This is a genomic window from Ideonella aquatica (assembly GCF_018069755.1).
GTDB lineage: Bacteria > Pseudomonadota > Gammaproteobacteria > Burkholderiales > Burkholderiaceae_C > Ideonella > Ideonella aquatica.
Window position 1 is genome coordinate 347,267 of record NZ_JAGQDE010000001.1, and the last position, 15,999, is coordinate 363,265.

At 70.9% G+C, this 15,999-nt stretch carries 16 protein-coding genes; 8 read left to right on the top strand and 8 right to left on the bottom strand.

Going from position 1 to position 15,999, the window contains the following annotated elements; all coding sequences use genetic code 11:
- Positions 1-67 precede the first annotated feature (67 nt).
- From KAK06_RS01565 to KAK06_RS01590, 6 genes are all read left to right on the top strand, one after another.
- The gene (locus tag KAK06_RS01565) at positions 68-241 is read left to right on the top strand and encodes a DUF2256 domain-containing protein (protein ID WP_210799965.1); all 174 of its coding nucleotides are present in this window, start codon (positions 68-70) and stop codon (positions 239-241) included.
- Positions 238-1,800, top strand: coding sequence for a cryptochrome/photolyase family protein (locus tag KAK06_RS01570; protein WP_210799966.1), 1,563 nt, complete (start codon positions 238-240; stop codon positions 1,798-1,800). Before KAK06_RS01565 ends, KAK06_RS01570 begins: the two co-directional genes overlap by 4 nt.
- Entirely contained in the window at positions 1,797-2,990 is a 1,194-nt protein-coding gene (locus KAK06_RS01575) for an FAD-binding domain-containing protein (RefSeq protein ID WP_210799967.1), read from the top strand. The genes KAK06_RS01570 and KAK06_RS01575 overlap by 4 nt, the downstream gene beginning before the upstream one ends.
- Positions 2,987-4,600 (top strand): FAD-binding domain-containing protein, encoded by a 1,614-nt coding sequence (locus KAK06_RS01580; protein ID WP_210799968.1) that lies wholly within the window; start codon positions 2,987-2,989, stop codon positions 4,598-4,600. Before KAK06_RS01575 ends, KAK06_RS01580 begins: the two co-directional genes overlap by 4 nt.
- 105 nt (positions 4,601-4,705) lie before the next feature.
- Positions 4,706-5,233: a pyruvoyl-dependent arginine decarboxylase gene (locus tag KAK06_RS01585; RefSeq protein WP_210799969.1), complete on the top strand. Its 528-nt coding sequence runs from the start codon at positions 4,706-4,708 to the stop codon at positions 5,231-5,233.
- Positions 5,227-5,685 carry a chlorhexidine efflux transporter gene (locus KAK06_RS01590; protein WP_210799970.1) on the top strand — a complete coding sequence of 153 codons (459 nt, stop codon included), beginning with the start codon at positions 5,227-5,229 and terminating at the stop codon, positions 5,683-5,685. Before KAK06_RS01585 ends, KAK06_RS01590 begins: the two co-directional genes overlap by 7 nt.
- A 78-nt stretch (positions 5,686-5,763) precedes the next feature.
- Here KAK06_RS01590 and KAK06_RS01595 read toward each other — a convergent pair whose 3' ends face one another.
- The 8 genes from KAK06_RS01595 to KAK06_RS01630 all read right to left on the bottom strand — a co-directional run bounded on the left by KAK06_RS01595 (position 5,764) and on the right by KAK06_RS01630 (position 12,923).
- Positions 5,764-6,495 (bottom strand): alpha/beta fold hydrolase, encoded by a 732-nt coding sequence (locus tag KAK06_RS01595; protein WP_210799972.1) that lies wholly within the window; start codon positions 6,493-6,495, stop codon positions 5,764-5,766.
- 109 nt (positions 6,496-6,604) lie between these two features.
- Positions 6,605-7,555 (bottom strand): AraC-like ligand-binding domain-containing protein, encoded by a 951-nt coding sequence (locus KAK06_RS01600; RefSeq protein ID WP_210799974.1) that lies wholly within the window; start codon positions 7,553-7,555, stop codon positions 6,605-6,607.
- Between the two features lie 93 nt (positions 7,556-7,648).
- A complete protein-coding gene (locus tag KAK06_RS01605) occupies positions 7,649-8,332 on the bottom strand; it encodes a DUF2202 domain-containing protein (RefSeq protein WP_210799976.1) in 684 nt (227 codons plus the stop codon).
- 160 nt (positions 8,333-8,492) lie between these two features.
- Positions 8,493-9,200, bottom strand: coding sequence for an ABC transporter ATP-binding protein (locus KAK06_RS01610; RefSeq protein WP_210799978.1), 708 nt, complete (start codon positions 9,198-9,200; stop codon positions 8,493-8,495).
- A gap of 1 nt (position 9,201) precedes the next feature.
- Positions 9,202-10,419 (bottom strand): ABC transporter permease, encoded by a 1,218-nt coding sequence (locus KAK06_RS01615; RefSeq protein ID WP_210799980.1) that lies wholly within the window; start codon positions 10,417-10,419, stop codon positions 9,202-9,204.
- Positions 10,416-11,606: an efflux RND transporter periplasmic adaptor subunit gene (locus KAK06_RS01620; RefSeq protein WP_310741011.1), complete on the bottom strand. Its 1,191-nt coding sequence runs from the start codon at positions 11,604-11,606 to the stop codon at positions 10,416-10,418. The genes KAK06_RS01615 and KAK06_RS01620 overlap by 4 nt, the downstream gene beginning before the upstream one ends.
- Complete coding sequence (locus KAK06_RS01625) at positions 11,603-12,193, bottom strand: TetR/AcrR family transcriptional regulator (protein WP_210799982.1); 591 nt, start codon at positions 12,191-12,193, stop codon at positions 11,603-11,605. The genes KAK06_RS01620 and KAK06_RS01625 overlap by 4 nt, the downstream gene beginning before the upstream one ends.
- Before the next feature lie 175 nt (positions 12,194-12,368).
- The gene (locus KAK06_RS01630) at positions 12,369-12,923 is read right to left on the bottom strand and encodes an Lcl domain-containing protein (RefSeq protein ID WP_210799984.1); all 555 of its coding nucleotides are present in this window, start codon (positions 12,921-12,923) and stop codon (positions 12,369-12,371) included.
- Between the two features lie 98 nt (positions 12,924-13,021).
- On the opposite strand from KAK06_RS01630, the gene urtA reads away from it, so the two are divergent.
- Positions 13,022-14,287: an urea ABC transporter substrate-binding protein gene (gene urtA, locus KAK06_RS01635; RefSeq protein ID WP_210799985.1), complete on the top strand. Its 1,266-nt coding sequence runs from the start codon at positions 13,022-13,024 to the stop codon at positions 14,285-14,287.
- Between the two features lie 136 nt (positions 14,288-14,423).
- A complete protein-coding gene (gene urtB, locus KAK06_RS01640) occupies positions 14,424-15,998 on the top strand; it encodes an urea ABC transporter permease subunit UrtB (RefSeq protein WP_210799986.1) in 1,575 nt (524 codons plus the stop codon).
- Position 15,999 lies beyond the last annotated feature (1 nt).

Below are 15,999 nucleotides of genomic sequence, written 5' to 3' on the forward strand. Positions count from 1 at the left end.
AATCAACTCATAGTCGCTGAATATACCCTTTCGTGCAATGAGTGAGTTGGATATATATGATCCAGCCATGTCCCGCCACCGTCTGTCCGCGCCGTCCTCGTTCAAGGGCAACAAGCAGGCCCTGCCCAGCAAACCCTGTTTGGCCTGCGGCCGCCCGATGAGCTGGCGCAAGCGCTGGTCCGCCTGCTGGGACGCCGTGCGCTACTGCTCCGACGCCTGCCGTCAGGACCGCCGCCGATGAGCCGCGTGCGCCACCTGGTGCTGGTGCTGGGTGACCAGCTCGACCTGGACGCCGCCGCGTTCGACGGCTTCGACCCCGCGCAGGACGCGGTGTGGATGGCCGAGGTGGCCGAGGAATCCACCCATGTCTGGTCCAGCCAGCCGCGCACCGCGCTGTTCCTGGCCGCGATGCGGCACTTCGCCCAGGCGCTGCAGACGGCGGGCCGGCCACTGCACTACAGGCGTCTGGACGACCCGGACAACCGTGGCACGCTGGCGGCCGAGCTGGCGGCGGCGCTGCCCGCCCTGGCACCCCGGCGCGTGCTGATGACCGCGCCGGGCGACTGGCGGGTGTGGCAGGCCCTGAAGGCGGTGGTGGCCGAGGCCGGCCTGGTGCTGGAGCTGCGCGAGGACCGGCACTTCTACAGCACCGTGCGCGAGTTTGCGGCGCACGCCAAGGGCCGCCGCACGCTGCGCCTGGAGTACTTCTACCGCGAGCTTCGCCGTCGCCATGGGGTGCTGATGCGCGGCAGCGGCGTCCAGGCGCAGCCGATCGGCGGCCAGTGGAATTTCGACGCCGACAACCGCGAGCCCTTCGGCCCTGACGGCCCTGGCCCGGTGCCGCCGCGCAGCCGTTTTGAGCCCGACGCCACCACGCGCGAGGTGCTGGCCCTGGTGGCCCAGCGCTTTGCCGATCACCCAGGGGCGCTGGCCCACTTCGCCTGGCCGGTCACGCGCGAGCAGGCCCTGCTGGCGCTGCAGCAGTTCATCGAACAACGCCTGCCGCACTTCGGCCGCACGCAGGACGCGATGTGGCCCGGCGAGCCCTGGCTGTACCACTCGCACCTGTCGGCTGCGCTGAACCTGAAGCTCATCTCGGCGCGCGAGGTGGTGCAGGCCGCCGAGGCGGCGTACCACGCCGGCCAGGTGGACATCGCCAGCGCCGAGGGCTTCATCCGCCAGATCCTGGGCTGGCGCGAGTACGTGCGCGGCCTGTACTGGACGCAGATGCCCGGCTATATGTCGCACAACGCGCTGCAGGCCGACCAAGACTTGCCCGCCTGGTACTGGACGGGCGACACCGACATGGCCTGCCTGCGTGACGCGCTCACGCAGACGCTGGTGCATGGCTACGCGCACCACATCCAGCGCCTGATGGTCACCGGCCTGTTCGCGCTGCTGCTGGGCGTGCGGCCGCAGCAGGTGCACGCCTGGTACCTGTCGGTCTACGTGGACGCGGTGGAGTGGGTCGAGCTGCCCAACACCTTGGGCATGAGCCAGTACGCCGACGGCGGCCTGATGGCCAGCAAGCCCTATGTGGCCACGGGCCGCTACATCGAGCGCATGGGCGGCGGCTGTGCCGGCTGCCGCTACGACCCGGCGCAGCGCGTGGGCGAGCGCGCCTGCCCTTTCACCACGCTGTACTGGGACTTCCTGGGCCGCCATGAGGCGCTGCTGGCGCGCCACCCGCGCATGGCGCTGCAGGTGAAGAACCTGGCGCGGCTGCCGCCGACCGAGCGTGAGGCGGTGCGTCAGCGCGCCGACGCGATCCGCCAGGGCCAGGTGGGGGTGGCGGCATGACCGGGTTGGCCGAGTTCCCGCCCACACCCGCTGCCGCCCGCGCCCGCCTGGCTGCCGTGCAGCCGGCCGCGTACGCGCGCAGCCGCAACGCACTGGACGGCGCGGTGACGCGGCTGTCGCCCTACATCACCCACGGCCTGCTCAGCCTGCCCGAGGTGTTGGCCACGGTGGCCGCGCGCCACCGGCTGGACCTGGGCCACCGCTTCGTGATGGAGCTGGGCTGGCGCGCCTGGTTCCGATACCAGTGGCGGCAGCATGGCGAGGCCATCCTGTCCTCGCTGCACCCCGGCCCACTGCCGGAGGCGGCCTATGCCGACGAATTGCCCGCCGACATCCGCCAGGCCCGCACGGGTGTGCCGGTGATCGACCAGGCGGTGCGCACGCTCTACGCCACCGGCTACCTGCACAACCATGCGCGGATGTGGCTGGCCAGCTATGTGGTGCACCTGCGCAAGGTGCACTGGCGCGTGGGCGCCGACTGGCTGCTGGGCCATCTGCTGGATGGTGACCTGGCCAGCAACCACCTCAGCTGGCAGTGGGTGGCCGGCACTGGCAGCCACCGGCCCTACCTGTTCAATGCCGACAATGTGGCGCGCTGTGCGCCGGCACCCTGGCACTGCGCCAGCACGGTGCTGGACACGGGCTACGAGGCGCTCGACGCCCTGGCGCACTCACCGCAGGCGGTGCCGATGCGGCCCTCGCTTGTGGGTGTCGACGAGCCGCCGCTGTCGTCGCAGCCCACAGGTGCCACAGCGCCCGAGCCTGAGGCTGTGGCCGGGCGCGATGTCTGGCTGGTGCATCCCTGGGCGCTGGGCGACCCGCCGCCCGATCTGCCGGCCGGCTGCCTGTGCGTCGGCTGGTGGCCGGCCGAGCAGCATGCGGCCTGGCCCTGGAGCGCCGCCCGCTGGGCCTTCGTCGGCACACGGATGGCGGCCTTAGCGCCGCAGCGCTGGCAAGGCCGGCTGGGCGACCTGGCCGCCGCGCTGACGGGCGCCCGCTCGGTGCACACGCTGGCCGATCCGCACATCGACCCCTGGCTGCCGCCCGAAGTGCAGCGCCGAGCACCCGCCGCGCTGTTTCCCGAGCCGGACCGGCCCTGCCCCTCGTTTTCGGCCTGGTGGTCGCGCAGCATGCGGGGCCTGCGAGCGCTGTCCGAGTTGCCGGGCCTGCACCAGGAGGCTCAGGCATGAGCGAAGGCCGGCCGCAGCTGGTGTGGTTCAAGCGCGACCTGCGCATCAGCGACCATGCGCCGCTGGCCCAGGCGGCGCAGCGCGGCCCGGTGGTGGGCTTGTATGTCTACGAGCCCAGCCAACTGCATTCGGCCGAGTTCGATGCCTGCCACCTCGACTTCATCAACGACAGCCTGGCCGAGCTGCGCGAAGCGCTGGCCCGGCGCGGCTGTCCGCTGCTGATCCGCGTGGGCGAGTGTCCGCAGGTGCTGCAAGACCTGCACACGCAACTGGGTTTTCGCACGCTGTGGAGCCACGAGGAGACCGGCCTGGAGGTGAGCTTTGCGCGCGATCGCCGGGTGGCCGCCTGGTGTCGCGCGCAAGGCATCGACTGGCACGAGCTGCCGCAGTGCGGCGTGATCCGCCGCCTGCGCAGCCGCGATGGCTGGGCTGCGCGCTGGGAGCAGCGCATGTCGGCGCCGCTGGTGGCGCCGCCGGAGGGGCTGTCCACCGTGGCAGCGCTGCGCGACCTGGGCGAGGTGGCCGTGCGCCACCCGATCCTCGGTGCAGCCGCGCTGGGTGTGGCCGGCGCGCCGCGCCCCGAGGCCCAGCGCGGTGGCGAGCGCCGCGGACGCGCGGTGCTGCAGTCGTTTCTCAGCGAGCGCGGCGTCGATTACCGGCGCGGCATGTCCTCGCCCACCACCGGCTTTGAGGCCTGCTCGCGCCTGAGCGCCCACCTGGCCTGGGGCTCGCTGTCACTGCGCCAGGTGCACCAGGCCTGCGAGCAGCGCCGCGCGGCGATCGATGAGGCGCGCGCCGTGGGCGCGCCGGTCGATCCGCGCTGGCCCGGCTCGCTGCAGTCCTTCAGCAGCCGGCTGCGCTGGCACTGCCACTTCATGCAGAAGCTCGAGGACGAGCCGCGCATCGAGTTCGAGAACTTCTCGCACGCCTTTGACGGTCTGCGTGAACCCGGTGCCCACCCCGAACGCCTGGCCGCCTGGTGCGCAGGCCGCACCGGCTATCCGCTGATCGATGCCTGCATGCGCGCACTGCACAGCGGCGGCTGGATCAACTTCCGCATGCGGGCGATGCTGGTGTCGTTCGCCGCGCAGCACCTGTGGCTGCACTGGCGCGACTTTGCCCCCTTCCTGGCGCGCCAGTTCATCGATTTCGAGCCCGGCATCCACTACAGCCAGGTGCAGATGCAAAGCGGCACCACCGGCATCAACGCCATCCGCATCTACTCGCCGATCAAGCAGGCGCAGGACCAAGATCCCGAGGGCATCTTCATCCGCCGCCACGTGCCCGAGCTGGCTGCGGTGCCCACGGCCTTCCTGGCCCAGCCTGAGCGCCTGCCCAGCGCGCTGCAGCAGCGCCTGGGCGTGTGCATCGGCCGCGACTACCCGGCGCCGATCGTCGAGCATGCCAGCGCCTACCGTGCCGCGCGCGAGCGCATCGGCGCACTGCGCCAGACAGCCCAGGCGCGCGCCGAGGCCGAGCGCGTGCTGGCGCGCCACGGCAGCCGCCGCAGCGGTCTGCCGGACAGTGAGCGGCGTCGCCGGCCGCGCCGGCCGGACGCGGACGCGGGCGCGGCGACGCAGCTCACGCTGTGGGGCGATCCCGCGGCATAGCGCCCTCACGGAACCCGCGGCCGGATCCGCTCCCCTCAGCGTGGGCGTAGACGCCGCAGTGCGGCGGCCCGACAGTGCCTCCCGGGACACCCCAGGAGGACGCCCATGACCGACACCGCCGTGCTCGACGCCCCTGCCGCCGCGCCGCTGGCACCGCCGCCCTTCGGCGACATCGTCATCGCCACCGGCTGCGGCCAGGGGCCCACGCGCCTGGCCGCGTTCGACACCGCGCTGCTCGATGCCGGCGTGGCCAACTACAACCTGCTGTGCCTGTCGTCGGTGATACCGCCCGGCAGCCGCCTCGTGCGTGGTCGCTGGCACACGCCGGCCGAGCACTACGGCCAGCGGCTGTATGTGGTGATGTCCGAGATGCGCGAGGACCGGCCCGGCCACGCGGCGCATGCCGGCGTGGCCTGGGTGCAGGCCGAGTGCGGCGGCCAGGGCCTGTTCGTCGAACTGCACGACAGCGACCCGGCACGGCTGGAGGCCGACCTGCACGCGACGCTGCACACCATGCAGCGCAACCGCGGCGTGGCCCTGGGGCCGGTGCACAGCCAGATCGCCAGCGTGCGCTGCGAAGACCAGCCGGTCTGCGCGCTGGTCATCGCCGTCTATGCGAGCCAGCCATGGTGAGCGCCGCGCCGCCCGCCGAGGCGCCGCTGCGCAGCGCGCGTGAACGGCTGCTGCAAACCCTGGCCTACGAGGCCGGCGGTCTGCTGCTGGTGACGCCGCTGTTCTCGCAGGGCAGCGCGATCGGGCTGGCCGATTCCTTCACGCTGCTGCTGATGCTGTCTGGGGTCGTGATGGCCTGGGCCGCGGTGTTCAACACCGTGGTCGATCGCCTGGAGGCCCGCCACCGGGGCCGCAGCGCCAGCGAGCGGCCGGCGGCGGCGCGCCTGGCCCATGCGCTGGGGCTGGAAGGCGGAGCGGTGCTGCTGACCTGGCCGGTCATCCACGCCGCCAGCCACCTGGGCTGGTGGGCCGCGCTGGGCGCCGACCTGGCGCTGACCGCCGCCTATGCGGCCTACGGCTATGTGTTTCACCGCCTGTTTGACCTCTGGCGGCCGGTGCGTTCGGCCGGTTGAGCTGGCGCCTGCGCGAGACCGGCGCGCTGATGGCACTTCAGTGCGCATGAGGGCAGGCCGCTCGTCAGCAGCGTGGCCTCAGTCCCGCCCGGCCTGCTCGATGGCTGCGGCGATGGCCGCCGGGTCGGTGAACCACACCTCGTGGCTGCCGCTGCACTCGATGTAGCGGAACAGCCCCAGCCGCTCGGACAGGCGCGGATGCCAGCCCAGGCTCTGCGGCAGCGCGCTGTCCATGCGGCAGTTGACATAGCTCTTGGGCAGCGGGCAGGCGGCCATGGGCTGGCTCAGGGTGATCGGGTCCTGGAACGTCTTGTACGGGTGCGGGTTCAGCCGATCAAAGGCCTGCTGCGCCAGCGCCCCATCGGCATCGTTGATGAAGGCCTCGCGCCAGATGGGGAAGGGCAGCATCACCGCGCCGCCGTTGGCCGCGGCGACGCCGTCGAACAGCGCGGTGTAGTGCGGCGGCACCAGGTCATTCAAGCACTCGCCTGGCTGCGGCACGAAGGCGTTGACGTAGACCAGGCGGGCCAGGCGCTGCGGGCACAGGTCGGCGGTGCGCGAGATCACCATGCCGCCATAGCTGTGGCCCACCAGGCGTACCTGCTGCAGCTGGTGCTGCTCCAGGTCGTCCACCAACGAGCGGGCGGCGTCTTCCAGGCCGGTGCGCGCGCGATCGTCGCCCGGGCGGTTGCCGGCCAGCGTGGGGCAATGCACGGTGTGGCCGCGCGCGCGCAGGCGCTCGGCGGTGGCGTCCAGCTCGGCGCCGGTGTGCCAGGCGCCATGGACGAGTACATAGGTGTTGGTGGCCATCGGGGTCTCCTGCCGGGGTGATCAGGTCCCTGAGTCTGCGCGCCGGTTTGGCGCGCGGCTGGCCGTTGTGTGCCAGGCCAATGGCCGCTGTGTGCCAGGATGACCGGCGTCAGCGCGGGCGCAGCGCCGACGGCGGCTGGCCCAGGTGGCGGCGACACAGCCTGGCGAAGTGCGAGGGGTCGAGCAGGCCGACCCGGCGGCCGATCTCGGCCACCGCCAGCTGCTGCAGCGCGCGGCTGCCCAGCATCTGCTGCGCCTGCGCCATGCGCTCGGCGAGCAGCAGCGCGGCAAAGGTTTGACCGCGCGCGGCCAGCGCACGGTGCAGGCTGCGCACCGAGCGGCCCAGGTCGGCAGCGATGGTGCTGGCGCTGAGGCCGGGCTCGGCCAGGCGCTGGCGCAGTGCGGCGCGCACGCGCGCCAGCGTGTCGTCAGCCATCGGCGCTGGCCTGCTGGCGCTGCCGCAGGCCAGCGCCAGCAGCGCGCCGAGCTGGTCGGTCAGCAGCTCGGCCGGTAGGGGTGGCGCGCTGGCCAGGTCTGGCCGCCAGGGTCGCGCAAAGGCCGACAGGGCCGCGCCCCAGCCGGCCCCGTCGTCGCGGCGGAAGGGTTGCGCAGTGTGCGCCTGCGGCTCGTCCACCCAGCGCAACAGCCAGTCCAGCGGCAGTGCCAACGACACGGTGCTGGGGCCGTCGGAGAAATCGAAGCTGTAGGGGCGGCGCGCGTCCACCAGCACGAAGTCGCCCGGCCGCATCAGCGCCTCGCGGCCGTCCTGGCGCACCCGCCAGGCGGTGTCCTGGTTGCCCAACAAAAAGGCCCAGCGCCCGTCGCCGCGGGCAATGCCGCGCGGCGTGCGCCAGACCTGCTGGGCCGAGGCGCGCACCCAGTTCACGCCCACCGGCCCCAGCGGCACGGACAGCAGCTCACCCTGAAAGTGGCGCGGGTCGCCGCTGGCTTCCATGGCCAGAAAGCCCTCGGAGATGGCGCCGGCCCAGTAGTCCAGCCGCTGGGCGGCGGGCACGGCGTCGGTGCTCCAGCGGCGGACGGTGTCGGGGCGGGCTGACATGGGCCGCAGTGTGCGGCGATGCCGGGGCGTCGGGGGCTGGGGCTTGCCCGGTGGTCGGCCCGCTGGTGGGCTCGGTGCAGGGGTGGCTCGGGATCAGGGACCGGTTTCGGTGGGCGAGGTGACGATCGCGTCAAACGCCGCCTGGCTCAGGTACTGTGGCGTGTAGCTGGCGCCCTGGGCGGCCAGCGTCTTCATGAATGCCCGCAGATGGTTTCGCGAGCCGCGCAGCAGCTCGCCGTAGACCATCAGGATGTCCGCATTGTCGATGGCGGCCTGCTGCTCGGTGATGTCGCGGATGTCGAGCTCTTCGATCTGCGCGCCCACCCGCAAGGCGTCGACCTGGCTGGACTGGCTGGCAGCCACCAGATCGTCGTGGAGCGACTGGAAGGCCGGCGTGGCGAACTGGCCTTCGGGCAGGCCCTGCAGCGGGTCGGGCAACTGGTAGCGATCGAGCAGGGACAGCACAGCGGCGGTGTGCGTGGCCTCGCTGCTGGCGATGTTGCTGAAAATCGGCATGCTCCATCGCAGCGCCGACGCCGCATACACATCATGCGCCAGGCGCTCTTCCTCACGGATCGACGCCAGGCTGGCCGATTCGGATGTCGACAGTGGCGACAGCGGGTAGAGGAGCAACTGCGCCGCCAGCTTGCTGGCGTCAAAGCGGGAGGCGCCTTGTTCGTCCACCGACAGGGCGGGGCTGCTGTCGCCGCCACCGCAGGCCGTCAGCAAGGCCGTGACGGTGGCCAGCAGAGCGCGCTTGAGGGCAAAGGGGCTCATGTCTCGGTTCTCCAGGAGGGTGAAACAGGCGGCATCGGCGGGGAAGGGATCCGCCTGGGTGCTCGCCTGAAAGATACTGCACTGGGTATGTTGATCGATTGCGTTCGCGCACCCTGGTCCAGGGAACTTTGCGCGCGCTGCCAGCTCCTGCGCCGCGCGCTCAGGGCGCCAGGCCCAGGCCGCGCTCCTCGTGGGTTCGCCCGTCGCGGATGTGGTAGAGCCGACGGAAGGTCGGGATGATCTTTTCGTCGTGCGTGACCACGATGATCGCGGTGTGGTGCTGCACGGCCATCTGGTTCAGGATGCGCACCACGGCCAGCGCGCGCTCGCTGTCCAGCGGGGCGGTGGGCTCGTCGGCCAGGATCACTGGCGGCCGATTGGCCAGTGCGCGGGCGATCGAGACCCGCTGCTGCTCACCCCCCGACAGCTCCGACGGCCGGGCTCCGGCGCGGTGTGCCACGTCCAGCGCAGTCAGCAGCTCGCGCGCGCGGGCACGGGCCTCGGCATTGGGTCGGCCCGCCAGCATCGGCAGCAGGGCCACGTTGTCGGTGACGTCCAGGAAAGGAATCAGGTACGGCGCCTGGAAGACGAAGCCGATGCTGTCGCGGCGCAGCGCGCGCAGGTCGGGCAGGGTCCAGCCGTTGTCGTAGATTGTTCGGCCACCCAGCACCATGCGGCCGGCGGTCGGCTCAATCACCGCGCCCAGGCACTTCAACAGCGTGCTCTTGCCCGAGCCCGACGGACCGATCAGGCCCACCACCTCGCCGGGGGCCACGGTCATGTTGACGTCCTTGAGCGCCTCGACGGCGGTGTCGCCCTGGCCATAGCGCTTGCGCAGGCCTTCGATGCGGATGCCAGCGTCGTCCACCTCAGCCTCCGATCGCGGCGGCCGGATCGACCTTCAGCGCCACGCGAATCGCCAGGGTGCTGGCCAGCGCGCAGATCAGCAGCACCGCCACCAGCCCGCGCAGTGCATCGGCCGGCTCCAGCAGCACGTACTTGGGGAAGATCGGTGCCCAGACCGTGGCAGCCACCTTGCCCACCGCGAAGCCCATCAAGCCCAAGCCCAGCGCCTGCTGCAGGATCATGGAGGCGATCGTGCGGTTGCGCGTGCCGATCAGCTTGAGCACCGCGATCTCGCGGATCTTGCCCAGCGTCATCGTGTAGATGATGAAGGCGACGATCGCCGCGCTGACGATCGCCAGGATGACCAGAAACATGCCGATCTGCCGCGCCGAGGTGGCGATCAGCTTGGCAACCAGGATGTCCTCCATCTGGGCGCGCGTGTAGGCCTCCAGGTGCTTCCAGCGGCGGATCGGTTCGGCCACGGTCTGCGGATCGGCCTGGGCGTGCACCTGCACCAGGATGGCATTGACCTGGTGGTTGCTGGCCTGCGCGGCCAGCAGCGCATCCAGCACGCCGCCCGCCCCGGGGCGGTTCAAGGACGGGTTGGCCAGGGTGCGGGCGCGCTCGTTGAGGATGGCCTCGTTGTCCTTCAGGAACTGGGCCTCCTGGGCGTCCTTCAGCGGGATGAAGACCATCGGGTCGCCGCCGGAGGACACCATGCGCCGCGTCAGTCCCACCACGCTGTAGTCGTGCCGGCGGATGCGGATGCGGTCGCCGAGCGCGAAACCGGTGCGCACGTCGGCGATCGCCTCGTAGTGGCTGCGCGTGAGCTGGCGCCCGGCGACCAGGTAGCCGGGCTGGCCGGGCAGCCCGGGCTCGAAGCCCACCACCATCGCACGCACCTCACGGCCGCCGTCCGGCGCCGGGCCGCTGGCCGCGCGCCGGACCTGCATCGTCAGGTAGGTGACATTGGCCGCGCGTGCGACACCGGGCAGCGCCAGCACGCTGCGCACCGTGTCGTCACGCAGGCTGGACGATTCGGCATAGGGGCCCTGGGTGTCCTGTTGCACCACCCAGAGGTCGGCGCCGCTGTTGTCGAGCAGTGCGCGCGCATCGTCGACCATGCCGCGGTAGACCCCGGCCATGGTCAGCGTCACGCCAATCAGCAGGCCCAGCCCCAGGCCGGTGAGGACGAACTTGCCCCAGCCATGCAGGATGTCGCGGCCGGCCAGGCTGATCACGGCTGCGGCCCGGCCAGCGAATCCACCACCTGCAGGCGGCTGTGGCTGTTCAGCGCCTTCTCGCTGTGCACCACGATGCGGTCGCCGGCGCGCAGGCCGTCCAGCACCTGCACCTGGCCGTCCAAACTGGCCTGACCCAGCCGCAGTGCCACGAAGCGCAGCGCGTCGCCATCGAGCTGCCAGACGCCGGTGCGCCCTTGCACCTGCACGATCGCGGCATTGGGCACCAGCAGCGCGTCTGAGGCGGCTGGCAGGCTCAGCGTGACCTCGGCCAGGTCGCCCACCGACACACCACTGGGCAGGGGATCAAAGGCCACCAGGGCCATGCGCTCCTCGGTGACGCTGTCGCTGACCGCTTCAACCCGGGCCACGTGGCCGCGCAGCGCAGCCCCGGGCTGGGAGCGCAGTGCGATCTGTGCCGGCAGGCCGACGGCCAGGCCAGCCGAGCGTGCCTGGTCCAGGCGCACCCGCACCCACAGCGAATCCGGCGCGATCAGGCGCAGCACGGCCTGGCCGGCGATCACCGTCGAGCCGGGCTCAGCGTCACGGCTGGTGACCACGGCGTCCATCGGCGCCGTCAGGCGCAGGCTGGCGCGCTGCTGGAGCAGGCCGGCCCGTTCGGCGGCCAGGCGCTGCAGGTCGTGCTGGGCAGCGGACAGGTTGGCTTCGGCGGCGCCCAGGGCGGCCTCGGCGGAGGCCAGTTCCTGCAGCCGCGCTTCCAGCGCACCGGCGCTGATGAAGTTCTGCGCGGCCAGGTCGGTGTTGCGGCGCGCGTTCATGGCGGCCAGCTCGCGTCGGGCCAGCATGTCGCGGCCTTGCGCCTGGGCGGCGGCCAGGGTGCTGCCGGCGCGGGCGATCGAGGCCTCCACCGCGAGGCGCCGCTCCTCCAGGTCGACCGGGTCCATCTCGGCCAGCCATTGGCCGGCCTGGACCGTGTCGCCGACCTCGACCCGCACCGAGCGTACGCGGCCGGCCAGCGTCGGTCCGACCAGCACGCTGCGGCGCGCCTCGACGGTGCCGATGCCGAACAAAGCGGGGGTGAGTCGTCCTGGCTGCACGGAGGTCAGCGTGACGCGGATGGGGGCCAAGGGGCCTGCCCGCATCACCACGGCGGCCAGGGCCAGCAGCAGGGCCAAGGCCAGCAGGGCAAGCAGCCAGCGGCGCTTCAGGGTCTTCAGAACGCTCACGTGGGTTCTCCGATGCCTCGCCAGTACAAAGCGAAGAGGGGGGCGGCCTGCTGGCGCAGGGCGGCCGGCCGGCCGGACAGCATGGACTGCATCACCAGACCCTGGATCAGCCCGATGAAGGCGGTGGCGGCGGTGTCGGGGTCGATCGCTGGCTGGCCGGGCTGCGCCCGGGTCAGGACGGCCGTCAGCAGGCGGCGGTAGTCCCGCAGCACGGCGCGCACTTCGTGCTTGGCCGGCGAGTCGGCCGCCTGCTGCAATTCGTGGAAGATGAAGCGCGGCACGCCAGGGTGCTCGATGACGAAGTCGACATGGGCGTCGAACATGGCCCGCAGCGCTTCGGCGGGGCCGGGCGCGTTGTTGGCCGCGGTCTGCAACGCACCCAGCAGGGCCTCATGGACCCAGCGCATGGCCGCCAGCCAGATGGCGTCCTTCGAGGGAAAGTGCTTGAACACCGCGCCCTGGCTAACGCCCACGGCCAGGGCGATGTCTCCGGTGGTGATGCGTGCCGGGCTGCTGCTGCCCGCCAGATGCAGCGCCGCCTGGACGATCTCGGCCTGGCGTTCAAGGGTGGGCAGACGGGGCGGCACGGCAGGGTGGCCTGGCAAGTAATTGAATACTTACCATGTTAGTCGGGTCTGCCGTCGCCCGCAGCGCCCGGGCGCCGTGGCGCTTGCGCTGGATCATGTCGGTGCAGGCAACGATGCGTCTCGACCCATGCCGTCTGGTCGGCACGGTGTCCACCGAGACGAACCTGGGCCCGCCTCAGTGCGCGCTTCTGACCAGGCGCACCGCCAGCTTCGAGCCCTTGGGCACGTCGTCGCGCGCCTGCCCGTCGCCCAGATGCACCGCCCAGCCATTGACAAAGCTGCTGTCGGCGACCTGAGTGCCGCTCTGGCCGCGCATCACGCTGCCGTAGTTGTACGGGTTCACGCTCTCTTGCGAGAGGCTGGGCATGCCGCTCCAGTGCCAATCGGCGGGCGCGCCCGGAAACAGCTTGGGGTCCAGTCCCTGGCCGTTGCGGCGCACCAGGTGCTGCAACTCAGGCACGCGCGGCAGGCGCCAGGGCAGGCCGGTCTGCTTGGCCAGTGCGCGCGCGCGGGCCAAGGCCTCGGTGTGACGCAGCAGCTCAGGGGCGCCGCTGCAGGTCTTGCCCGTCCAGCGCTGGCCCACCAGGCAGCGGGACCAGGCCAGGTGGGCGGTGGGGTCGAGGATCTCCTGGCCATCGGGCGACGGCGCCGCCCCGGCCGCAGTGGCCAGCGCGGGGCTGCCCAGGGCCAGCACGGCAGCCAGGATCAGGCCAGGAAGGGTGAAGCGCATGCGCAGCACTCTACGCCAGTGTGCGTATGGTCGGTCCGGGCGGCGGCTTCTAACCTGCGGGCACTGATTCACCCCCAACCCCTCCGAGGAGCACCCGCATGCAATTCACCCGCCGTTCCATCACCGCGCTGGCCGCCGCCGCCTGCGCGCTCGGCTTCACCACGCTGGCCCAGGCCGCCGACACCATCAAGGTGGGCGTGCTGCACTCGCTGTCGGGCACGATGGCGATCTCGGAAACCGTGCTGAAGGACACCGTCCTGATGGCCATCGACGAGATCAACGCCAAGGGCGGCCTGCTGGGCAAGAAGCTCGAGCCGGTGGTGGTGGATCCGGCCTCGAACTGGCCGCTGTTCGCCGAGAAGGCCAAGCAGCTGATCGACCAGGACAAGGTGGCCGTGGTCTTCGGCTGCTGGACCTCGGTGAGCCGCAAGTCGGTGCTGCCGGTGTTCGAGGAAAAGAACTCGCTGCTGTTCTACCCGGTGCAGTACGAAGGCGAAGAGCTGAGCAAGAACGTGTTCTACACCGGTGCCGCGCCCAACCAGCAGGCGATTCCCGCGGTGGAGTACCTGATGAGCAAGGACGGCGGCTCGGCCAAGCGCTTCGTGCTGCTGGGCACCGACTACGTCTACCCGCGCACCACCAACAAGATCCTGCGCGCCTTCCTGAAGGCCAAGGGCGTGGCCGAGTCGGACATCATGGAGGAGTACACCCCCTTCGGCCACTCCGACTACCAAAGCATCATCGCCAAGATCAAGAAGTTCGCCTCCGAAGGCAAGAAGACCGCGGTGGTCTCCACCATCAATGGCGACTCCAACGTGCCCTTCTACAAGGAACTGGGCAACCAGGGCCTGAAGGCGACCGACGTGCCGGTGGTGGCCTTCTCGGTGGGTGAAGAGGAACTGCGTGGCGTGGACACCAAGCCGCTGGTCGGCCACCTGGCTGCCTGGAACTACTTCATGAGCATCAAGAACCCGGCCAACGCCGAGTTCGTCAAGAAGTGGAGCGACTACGCCAAGGCCAAGGGCATCGCCGGCCACAAGGACAAGCCGTTGACCAATGACCCGATGGAAGCCACCTACATCGGCATCAACATGTGGGCCCAGGCCGTGACCAAGGCCAAGTCCACCGACACCGACAAGGTGATCGCGGCGATGGCCGGCCAGACCTTCAAGGCGCCGGGCGGCTTCACCAGCACGATGGACAAGGAAAACCACCACCTGCACAAGCCGGTGTTCATCGGTGAGGTCAAGGCCGATGGCCAGTTCAACGTGGTGTGGAAGACCCCGGGTCCGGTCGTGGCCGATCCGTGGAGCGACTACATCGCCGAGAACAAGGGCAAGAAGAACGTCCCCGAGAAAAAGTAACCCCCCCCTACCGCAGCACAGCTGCGGCCCCCCCAGGGGGGCGCCACTGGCGGACCGGCAGAGCCGGATCCGCGGTGGCTGCCGGAAGGCGCGGGCGGCTTCGCCGACCCGCGTTTTCGTTTGCTGAGGGCATGTGATGATTCGTTGGATGGTGGGCCTTGGTCTGGCGCTGTCGGCCTGGAGTGCTTCGGCGCTGACGGCGGAGCAGGCGCGGGCGATTGCGGCGGGGGAGACTGATGCGCGGATTGCGGCGCTGGGCGAGGCGGCCAAGCAGCCGGATGCGGCGCTGGCGGGCTTTGTGCAGGCGCTGCTGGAGGATGCGGTCAAGCTGACGCCCAAGGCGGTGCTGGTGGTCGATGGCGCGGCGGTCAAGGATGCCGTGACCGGGGCGGCGGCGACGCTGCCCGACGACGCCGAGGACGTGGTCAACAACAACCGCATGCGCGGCGCGCTGCAGGCGGTGCAGGCGTCGATGAAGCTGCTGTCGCCGGAGCTGGCGGTGCGCCAGGCGGCGGTGGCCGAACTGGCCAAGGGCGGCGTCGATGAAGCCCAGTTGCCATTGCTGGACAAGGCGGTCGAGGCCGAGCCGGATGCGGCGCTGAAGGCCACGCTGGGCCGGCTGCGCGCCAGCGTGCTGGTGGCGTCGGCCGATGCCGCCAAGCGGCTGACGGCGGTGAAGGAGCTGTCTGTCAGTGGTGAGCCCACGGTCAAGGCGCTGCTGCAGGAACGCCTGGCCGTCGAGACCGATGCCGAGGTCAAGGGCGCGCTGATGAGCGCGATCGGCCAGGTCGAGTCGCGCCTGGCCTGGGGTGAGCGCCTGGGCGTGGTGTTCACCGGCGTCAGCCTGGGCAGCATCCTGCTGCTGGTGGCGCTGGGCCTGGCGATCACCTATGGCCTGATGGGCGTGATCAACATGGCCCACGGCGAGCTGATGATGATCGGCGCCTACGCCACCTACGTGGTGCAGAACCTGTTCCGCGCCTATGCGCCGGACGTCTTCGACTATTACCTGTGGCTGGCGGTGCCGGCCTCGTTCCTGGCGGCGGCGCTGGTGGGCGCGGTGCTGGAGCGCACGGTGCTGCGCTGGCTCTACGGCCGGCCGTTGGAGACGCTGCTGGCCACCTGGGGCATCTCGCTGGTGCTGATGCAGGGCGTGCGCTCGCTGTTCGGTGCGCAGAACGTGCCGGTGGAGAACCCGGCCTGGCTGTCGGGCGGCATCGCGGTGCTGCCCAATCTGACGCTGCCCTACAACCGCATCGCCATCATCGGCTTCGCCTTCGCGGTGCTGGCCGGTGTGGCCCTGCTGATCGCCCGCACCCGGCTGGGCCTGTTCGTGCGCGGCGTCACGCAGAACCGCCGCATGGCCGCCTGCGTGGGCATCCACACCGCGCGCATCGACACCTACGCCTTCTCGCTGGGCGCCGGCATCGCCGGGCTGGCCGGCTGTGCGCTCAGCCAGGTGGGCAACGTCGGCCCGGACCTGGGCCAGAGCTACATCGTCGACAGCTTCATGGTGGTGGTGCTGGGCGGCGTGGGCCAGCTGGCCGGCACGGTGTACGCCGCGCTGGGGCTGGGTGTGCTGAACAAGTTCCTGGAAGGCTGGGCCGGTGCGGTGCTGGCCAAGATCATGGTGCTGGTGTTCATCGTGGTGTTCATCCAGAAGCGTCCGCAAGGGCTGTTCGCGATGAAGGGCCGAAGCGCCGAGGCATGAG

Bases quoted from the DNA above. Each gene is read 5' to 3' on its own strand.
- KAK06_RS01565 (WP_210799965.1), top strand. From the start codon at position 68: ATGTCCCGCCACCGTCTGTCCGCGCCGTCCTCGTTCAAGGGCAACAAG.
- KAK06_RS01570 (WP_210799966.1), top strand. From the start codon at position 238: ATGAGCCGCGTGCGCCACCTGGTGCTGGTGCTGGGTGACCAGCTCGAC.
- KAK06_RS01575 (WP_210799967.1), top strand. From the start codon at position 1,797: ATGACCGGGTTGGCCGAGTTCCCGCCCACACCCGCTGCCGCCCGCGCC.
- KAK06_RS01580 (WP_210799968.1), top strand. From the start codon at position 2,987: ATGAGCGAAGGCCGGCCGCAGCTGGTGTGGTTCAAGCGCGACCTGCGC.
- KAK06_RS01585 (WP_210799969.1), top strand. From the start codon at position 4,706: ATGACCGACACCGCCGTGCTCGACGCCCCTGCCGCCGCGCCGCTGGCA.
- KAK06_RS01590 (WP_210799970.1), top strand. From the start codon at position 5,227: ATGGTGAGCGCCGCGCCGCCCGCCGAGGCGCCGCTGCGCAGCGCGCGT.
- KAK06_RS01595 (WP_210799972.1), bottom strand. From the start codon at position 6,495: ATGGCCACCAACACCTATGTACTCGTCCATGGCGCCTGGCACACCGGC.
- KAK06_RS01600 (WP_210799974.1), bottom strand. From the start codon at position 7,555: ATGTCAGCCCGCCCCGACACCGTCCGCCGCTGGAGCACCGACGCCGTG.
- KAK06_RS01605 (WP_210799976.1), bottom strand. From the start codon at position 8,332: ATGAGCCCCTTTGCCCTCAAGCGCGCTCTGCTGGCCACCGTCACGGCC.
- KAK06_RS01630 (WP_210799984.1), bottom strand. From the start codon at position 12,923: ATGCGCTTCACCCTTCCTGGCCTGATCCTGGCTGCCGTGCTGGCCCTG.
- urtA (WP_210799985.1), top strand. From the start codon at position 13,022: ATGCAATTCACCCGCCGTTCCATCACCGCGCTGGCCGCCGCCGCCTGC.
- urtB (WP_210799986.1), top strand. From the start codon at position 14,424: ATGATTCGTTGGATGGTGGGCCTTGGTCTGGCGCTGTCGGCCTGGAGT.